The organism is Amycolatopsis sp. NPDC059021 (genome assembly GCF_042739895.1).
Classification (GTDB): domain Bacteria; phylum Actinomycetota; class Actinomycetes; order Mycobacteriales; family Pseudonocardiaceae; genus Amycolatopsis.
Genome location: NZ_JBHYIQ010000068.1, coordinates 30777 through 37628, shown reverse-complemented (window position 1 = coordinate 37628; position 6852 = coordinate 30777). Strand labels below are relative to the sequence as shown.

Annotated in this window: 9 protein-coding genes; all 9 read right to left on the bottom strand. The window is 70.2% G+C overall.

The genetic code is table 11. The features are described 5' to 3' along the window. Positions 1 to 122: 122 nt before the first annotated feature. A complete protein-coding gene (locus ACFWX1_RS32330; RefSeq protein WP_378393549.1) occupies positions 123 to 1400 on the bottom strand; it encodes an HAAS signaling domain-containing protein in 1278 nt (425 codons plus the stop codon). Further along, positions 1397 to 1726 (bottom strand): PadR family transcriptional regulator, encoded by a 330-nt coding sequence (locus ACFWX1_RS32325; protein WP_378393548.1) that lies wholly within the window; start codon positions 1724 to 1726, stop codon positions 1397 to 1399. The genes ACFWX1_RS32330 and ACFWX1_RS32325 overlap by 4 nt, the downstream gene beginning before the upstream one ends. Before the next feature lie 90 nt (positions 1727 to 1816). Beyond that, positions 1817 to 3013 carry an MAB_1171c family putative transporter gene (locus ACFWX1_RS32320; RefSeq protein ID WP_378393547.1) on the bottom strand — a complete coding sequence of 399 codons (1197 nt, stop codon included), beginning with the start codon at positions 3011 to 3013 and terminating at the stop codon, positions 1817 to 1819. Then, on the bottom strand, positions 3010 to 3585 hold the full coding sequence (locus ACFWX1_RS32315) for a hypothetical protein (RefSeq protein ID WP_378393546.1): 576 nt from the start codon (positions 3583 to 3585) through the stop codon (positions 3010 to 3012). Before ACFWX1_RS32315 ends, ACFWX1_RS32320 begins: the two co-directional genes overlap by 4 nt. A 3-nt stretch (positions 3586 to 3588) precedes the next feature. Further along, the gene (locus ACFWX1_RS32310) at positions 3589 to 4026 is read right to left on the bottom strand and encodes an XRE family transcriptional regulator (protein ID WP_378393545.1); all 438 of its coding nucleotides are present in this window, start codon (positions 4024 to 4026) and stop codon (positions 3589 to 3591) included. 61 nt (positions 4027 to 4087) lie between these two features. Beyond that, positions 4088 to 4954, bottom strand: a complete 867-nt coding sequence (gene mutM, locus ACFWX1_RS32305) for a bifunctional DNA-formamidopyrimidine glycosylase/DNA-(apurinic or apyrimidinic site) lyase (protein WP_378393544.1) — start codon at positions 4952 to 4954, stop codon at positions 4088 to 4090. A gap of 21 nt (positions 4955 to 4975) precedes the next feature. Further along, positions 4976 to 5749: a ribonuclease III gene (rnc, locus tag ACFWX1_RS32300; RefSeq protein WP_378393543.1), complete on the bottom strand. Its 774-nt coding sequence runs from the start codon at positions 5747 to 5749 to the stop codon at positions 4976 to 4978. 16 nt (positions 5750 to 5765) lie between these two features. Further along, the gene (gene rpmF, locus ACFWX1_RS32295) at positions 5766 to 5948 is read right to left on the bottom strand and encodes a 50S ribosomal protein L32 (RefSeq protein ID WP_345389129.1); all 183 of its coding nucleotides are present in this window, start codon (positions 5946 to 5948) and stop codon (positions 5766 to 5768) included. 46 nt (positions 5949 to 5994) lie between these two features. Further along, positions 5995 to 6612 carry a YceD family protein gene (locus ACFWX1_RS32290; protein WP_378393542.1) on the bottom strand — a complete coding sequence of 206 codons (618 nt, stop codon included), beginning with the start codon at positions 6610 to 6612 and terminating at the stop codon, positions 5995 to 5997. Positions 6613 to 6852 lie beyond the last annotated feature (240 nt).

Genomic DNA, 6852 nt, shown 5'->3' with positions numbered 1-6852 from the left:
TTTATACGTGACCGCGCCACACCCTCAGCACCCCCGGGGTGGGTGGGGGCCTGTTTGGGGGATGGTTCCAATCTGGTCAACGGTGGGGGGCGCGCCCCCCCCCGCCGCCCCCACCAGGCCACCTACCGCGTCGCCGGCGGAGGACTCGACGGCGGCGTCGCCGGTGCCGTCGCCGGTGCCGAGGAAGACGGGGCCGCCGGGGCGCTGGAGGTCGGCGCGCCCGGGCTCGGGCTCGGTGTCGTCCCCTTCGGGATCGCGGCGCTGAACGGGATGTCGGTCCGTTCCCGGCAGACACCGCGGTAGCCGTTGTAGCCGTTGACGTACCCTCGGTTGTCGGCCACGCCCTGGTCGAGCCACGGCCGCGGGAACTTGTTGTCCGCACCGACCCGCATCTTGCTGCCCGTGCCCGGCTCGCAGGCGTAGCGGCTCAGCGCGAGCGGCCTGCCTTCCTCGTCGTAGAGGTAGACATCGGTCAGCGGCTTGCCCTGCGCGTCGAACGCGTAGACGTTGCCGACCTGGTCGTTGCCGTACTGCAGTTGCTTGCTGCCGTATGAGTCGTTCGTGTTCGAGTAGTGGTACGAGCCCGAGTTGTACGAGTTCCGGCCGGCGACCAGATCGGCCGCGGCCCCGAACCCGCCGAGCATGCCGCCGATGACGAACGCCGAGATCGGCACCGACACCCACAGCAGCCGCCGGTCCTTGCCCACCTTCGCACCGGCCCAGACCGCCGCGACCGCGGCGACCAGCAGGAACGGCAGCAACAACGCCGCGTACCGGTGCCGCAGCATGAGCAGCAGCCCGAACGCGACCAGCACGAGGGCGCACACCAGCCACCATGCCGGCCGCAGCGAACGCAGGTAGCCCAGCGCCTTCCCGCCGTCGCGATTGTCCTCAGTGGACGCCAGCCGCGCCCGCGCCCACTCGACCTCCGGGAGCGCCAGCACGGAAGCGAGGCCGCGCCGGATCAGGAAGTACACGCTCAGCGCGAAGACCGGCACCAGGAACAGCAGGCCGAGCAGCGCGTCCGGATTGACCCGCACCGCAGCGGCGAACGCGAACATCGCGAGCCCCGCCGCGCAGAACACCAAGCCCCACAAGGCGAATCGCGGCCCGAACAGGCCCGGCGCCTTCGCTCCCGGCGCCGGCAGCACGGTCGTCGCCGCTTCGGACGGCGGCGGGTAGCCGCCCGCCGACCGCAACTCCGCCGCGTAGCTCTCCGGCGTGCCGAGCCGTTCGATCAGCGCCTCGACCTTGGCGTCGGCGCCCAGCTCGGCCTCCATCTCGGCCAGATGCGGCCGGACGTCTTCCAGGATTTCCTCGATCTCACCGGCGGGCAGGTCAGCGAGCGCCGTCCGGACCCTCGCCAAATACACCCGCACGGCGGTCGGCCGCTCACTCATGCTGCCTCTCCCTGTCCCAGCAATACGTCCATGGTGGACGCGAATCCCTGCCAGACCTTCATCGATTCGGCCAGCCGGGCGCGTCCCGGTTCGTTCAGGCTGTAGTACTTGCGGTGCGGCCCTTCCTCGCTCGGCACCACATACGACGTCAGCAGGCCCGCCTTGTACAAGCGGCGCAGGGTGCCGTATACCGACGCGTCCCCCACGTCCTCCAGGCCGGCGATCCTGAGTCTTCGCAGGACGTCGTAGCCGTAACCGTCGTCCTCGCGCAGCACCGCGAGCACGGCGAGATCGAGAACGCCCTTGAGTAGCTGACTGATCTCCACCCGATCCCTCCAGTCTTACGCGACAGAAGGTACCACGCATTGCGCAGTAGTGCGCACAGCAGTGCGCCGATCGGCCAAGGAAGGTGTCTCTCAGGCCGGAATTCCCAGGTCAGCACGTATCTCGTCGCGGATGCGCGCGACGACGCCGGAGTGTCGCCAGGCTCGCGTCACCTGGACGAGCCACGCGGCCTCGGTGGCGACGTCGGCATCCGGGAGCTGCCCGGCGGGGACGTCGGCGTCCTCGGCCTGATAGCGCCGGTCCGCCTCGCTCGCGAGCAGCGCGGCGGCGAGCGCGGCCGCCTCGACCGTGGCGGCGATCAGCCGTTCCGGCACCCCGGCACGGCGCGCCCGTGCTTCGGCCAGCGCCGGGATCTCCGGATCGAAGTACGGGCGCAGGGCGAGGTGCCCATCCCGGATTTCGATGACCCGCCGGTACAACGCGAACTCGACACCGCCGGGCAGGCCACGTCCGGGATCGAGGGCGATACCCGGAACGGCGGCGCGCAGCGCGGCCCACAGCGGTTCGACGCGGCGATACGCGTGATACGCGCGAAGCCAGCGAAGCGGCGCGCTCAGCGAAGGCCCCCAGACGCTGAGCGTCGCACCAGCGACCGCGAAGCCGACACACCCCGCGGCGAGAATCGCCGAATAGACGTCCTCGCTGGCGTTCACCTGCCCGGTGGCGATGAGCCTGCCGATGTCGTCGATCCCCCAGAACGTCCACGCCAGTGCGGAAACCGCGCCGCCGACGATGAGCCACAGCCCGGTCCGCAGTGGCCCCGGCTCGGCGCGCCGCGCGAAGCGGCCGAACACGACGATGAACGTCGAGAGGCTGACGACGCCGTAGACGATGAAGAGCATCAGGTACGCAACGAGGTACCAGAGCCGACCTTCCCCCGCGACAGTGTCTTCGCCTGCCCGGTGCGTCCGGGCAAGGAAGAACAACACCAATTCTCCGGCGATCACGACGGCCGTGAGCAGCGCGTGCCAGCCTGGCCTGGCATGCACGCCCAGCCGCATCGAGCGGGCGAACGCCACCGCGAAGGCCATCGCGCCGATCTTGAACAGATCCGAGGCGAGGTTCACCAGGCTGGCGAGCGGTTCCCGCCCGGCGACCAAGGCCTCCGTCGCGGGCGTGAGCACGAGGATTCCCGCCGCGATGCAGATCCCGAAGCCGGACAGGCACCACATCCGGCGCGCGGGCTGGGTACGCCGCGCTTCGACGAGCTTGAAGCTGAAACCGGCGAAGCCGAGCACACAGCAGTAGTAGGCCAGTGTTTCGATCACGAGGACCCGCGACGGGGCTTGCTCCCGAACAGGGTGTCCAGCCGGGCCATCCCGCCCGCGATGTCGCTGTCGTGTTCGTCGGACCTCGCCGGCGCGCGGACGCCCTCGCCGCGGGCCACCCGGTGCGCGATGAGCGAGGCCAGCAGTTCGGCCTCCTGCTCCTCGACGGCGGTGTACGTGGTCCTGCCGAGCACGCGGCGGACGAGTTCCGGTGACAGGTTCGGCATGAGCGCGCGGCTGGCGGCGGCGTCGATCGCCGCTCCGACGGCGCCGGGCGCGGCGGAACCGACGTGCCCGCACAGCAGATGGCCGACCTCGTGCAGCAGGATGTGCCGCCGGTGCAACGCGGTGGTGTTGGTCGGATAGAGGATGTAGTCGGCACGCTCGGTGCTCATCAGCAGCCCGCAGGGACCGCCGGACGGCGCGTTCACCGGCATCAGCTCGATCGGGCGCCCGCGCCGGTCCGCGATCGCGGCGACGAACCGTTCGGCGTCGAACGGTTCGGGCAGGGTCAGCGTCTCGGCCAGTCTGCGGCACCGCCGCCAGAGCTGCTTGCGCTGCCGGTCCCGCACGGCTCAGGCCTCCCTGTGCTGGCCGCCGCGGCCGGCCTCCCTGCGGGCGATCGCGTCGATCATGTCGCTGATCGTGTCCAGCCCGTCGGCCGAGAGGGTCACCGCGCGCAGCGCGACGTCCCGGACGCCGGCGTCGCGCAGCGCACCCAGCAGGGCCAGCTCCTCGGCGATCTTGGTGCTCTGCTCGTCGTCGAAGAAGTATGCCGGAGGAACACCGAAGAACTGCGCGAGCGCCTCGAGATGCCGTTTGGTCGGGTTGTCACGGCGGCCGGTCCGCAACTGCCAGAGGTAGGTGGTGGAGAAGCTCTCCCCCGTCGCCTCACGACAGGCCTTCGCGACCTCTTCATGGCTGTAGGACTCACGATCCGGCCTGCGCACGACGTCGAACAGTCTGTCGATCTTGTCGGCGAGCGTCGACTTGCCGGGTTCGGTGGCCACCATCACTCCCTCAACGGCGCTGTAGTGCGCGTTTTCATCCTAGTTGACGAGGACGCTGGTCGCATCAACGCGAGTTACCACGCGGCCGCGGCTGGCATCGCGGGCAGGAGAACGAGGAGCGGTTCATGAACGGTTCGCGACGGATCGCCGAGCCGCAGCGACGGCAGGGCAGCCCCTCCTGGCCGTAGGCGTCGAGCGACCGGTCGAAGTAGCCGGACTGGCCGTTTACGTTGACGTACAAGGCATCGAAAGACGTCCCGCCCGCGACGAGCGCTTCGGCCATGACCTCGGAAGCCGCCGTCAGCACCGCCCTGGTCCTGGCCGCGGTGAGCTTGTCCGTCGGCCGCGCCCAGTGCAGTTTCGAGCGCCACAGCGCCTCGTCGGCGTAGATGTTGCCGACACCGGACACCAGCGTCTGATCCAGCAGCGCGCGTTTGACCTCGGTGCGACGCGAACGCAGCGCCTTCACCGCGACGTCGAGATCGAACGCCGGATCCATCGGATCCCGCGCGATGTGCGCGATCGCCGCGGGCAGCCGCGTGCCGTCGACCTCGGCCAGATCGTCCAGCGCGAGACCGCCGAAGGTGCGTTGATCCACGAACCGCAGCTCCGGGCCGTCGTCTGCGAAACGGATCCGGACCCGCAGATGCTTTTCGTCCGGCGCGCCCTCGGGCTGGACGAGCATCTGCCCGCTCATCCCGAGGTGCGCGAGAACGGCTTCTTCCGAATCAAGCTCCAGCCACAGGTACTTGCCACGGCGGCGCGCCGCGTCGATCCGGACGCCCGCGAGACGGCCGGTGAAATCCTCCGCACCGAGCGCGTGACGACGGATCGCCCGCGCGTGGAGCACTTCGACCTTGCTGATCGTGCGATGCGCGACATGCGCCTCGAGGCCGGCGCGAACCACCTCGACCTCGGGAAGTTCAGGCATACGCCCATTCTGGCGCAAGGCTCAGGACGAGGAGCCTTCGCCGTCGTTCTCTTCGGGCTCGCCGGCCTGCTTGGCGGCGATCTCGTCCGTGAGCGCCCGCCACGCCATCTCAGCGGCCTTCTGCTCGGCTTCCTTCTTGGTGGACCCCGTGCCGCGCCCGTAGTCCCGGCCGCCGACGAGCACCGTGGCGGTGAACTCCTTGCGGTGGTCCGGACCGGTGTCCTCGACCCGGTACTCGGGCACACCGAAGCCCGCCGACGCTGTCAGCTCCTGGAGGCTGGTCTTCCAGTCCAGCCCGGCGCCCCGCCTCGGCGCCTCGGCGAGCAGCCCGTCGAAGAGGTGATGCACCAGCTTCCGGGCGACCTCGATGCCGTGCTGCAGGTAGACGGCACCGATGACGGCCTCGAGACCGTCGGCGAGGATGCTCGCCTTGTCCCTGCCGCCGGTGAGCTCCTCGCCCTTGCCCAGCAACAGGTGTGCCCCGAGGCCGCCCTCGCCGAGCCCGCGCGCCACACCCGCCAGTGCGTGCATGTTGACGACACTGGCGCGCAGCTTCGCGAGCTGGCCCTCGGGCAGCTCGGGGTGAGTGGTGTAGAGGTGGTCGGTGACCACGAGGCCGAGCACCGCGTCGCCGAGGAACTCCAGCCGCTCGTTGGGCGGGAGACCACCGTTCTCATAAGCGTAGGAACGATGGGTCAGCGAAAGCCTCAGCAGCTCGGGGTCGAGAGTGACCCCGAGCGCCTCGAGCAGTGAGATGGGATCGACCGCGGGGCCGTTGGGTGTCTTACCCCCCATGACCGGTTACCCCGGATCAGGCGGGCTCGACGACCTGGCGGCCGTTGTGCTGGCCGCACGACGGGCACGCGACGTGCTGGAGCTTCGGCTGCTTGCAGGCGCGGTTGGAGCAGGGCACCAGCTGAACCGGAGCCGCCTTCCACTGGCTGCGGCGCGCGCGCGTGTTGGATCGCGACATCTTCCGCTTCGGGACGGCCACGAGTAGATCTCCTTAAGACGGTCTGCCCGCGGTCAGGCGAGCGAAACTAGGCTTGCTTTCCGGGGCCGTCCACGGGCTTGTCACCCGCGTTCTCGTCGAAACGCTCGACCAGTGCGGCCCACCGAGGGTCTATCTTCTCATGCCCGTGTCCGGGCTCGAGATCGGCCCACTTGACGCCGCATTCGGTGCACAACCCGGCACAGTCCTCGGTGCACAGCGGCGCCAGCGGCAGGGCCAGCACGATCGCGTCGCGGACGATCGGCTCCAGGTCGATCCGGTCGTCGACCAGGCGGGGGATCTCTTCCTCCTCGGTGGTCTCCTCGGTCGAGGAGCCGGGGTAGGCGAAGAGCTCGGTGAGCTCGACCTCGACGTCCTCGGTGATCGGGTCGAGGCAACGCGAGCAGGCGCCGCTCGCGGTCGCCGTGGCGGTGCCGGTGACCAGCACGCCCTCGACGACCGACTCGAGCAGCAGGTCCAGCTCCAGCTCGGCCCCGGCCGCGATGGTGATCACCTCGGGCACGCCGAGTTCGGTGTCCAGCGGCACGGTGCGCCGGACGGCGCGGCTGAGACCGGCGTGACGGCCCAGCTCACGGGTGTCGAGCACCCACGGGCTGCGGTCGTCGAGCGACGCGGGCCGGGAGTGCGAAGTCTTGTTCTCGGACATCGTCACCAGGGTACGCAGCGCCCGCCACCCCGTTCGAGCTGGGCGGGTCCGGGTCTCGGCGGGGTCTCTGCGGGGCCGGGCTTCGGCGGGCGGCTGTACCGAGGGACGCCCTTGTCGCGACCGGCCCGGCCCGGCACGTCCGGCGGCGTGAACGTCGCGAACGGAGCGTTGGGGGGAGTGGACCTCCCCGACCAGTAGCTCGCGCGCGCAACGCGCGCGCGCGGCCACCGCGCCCGGCGC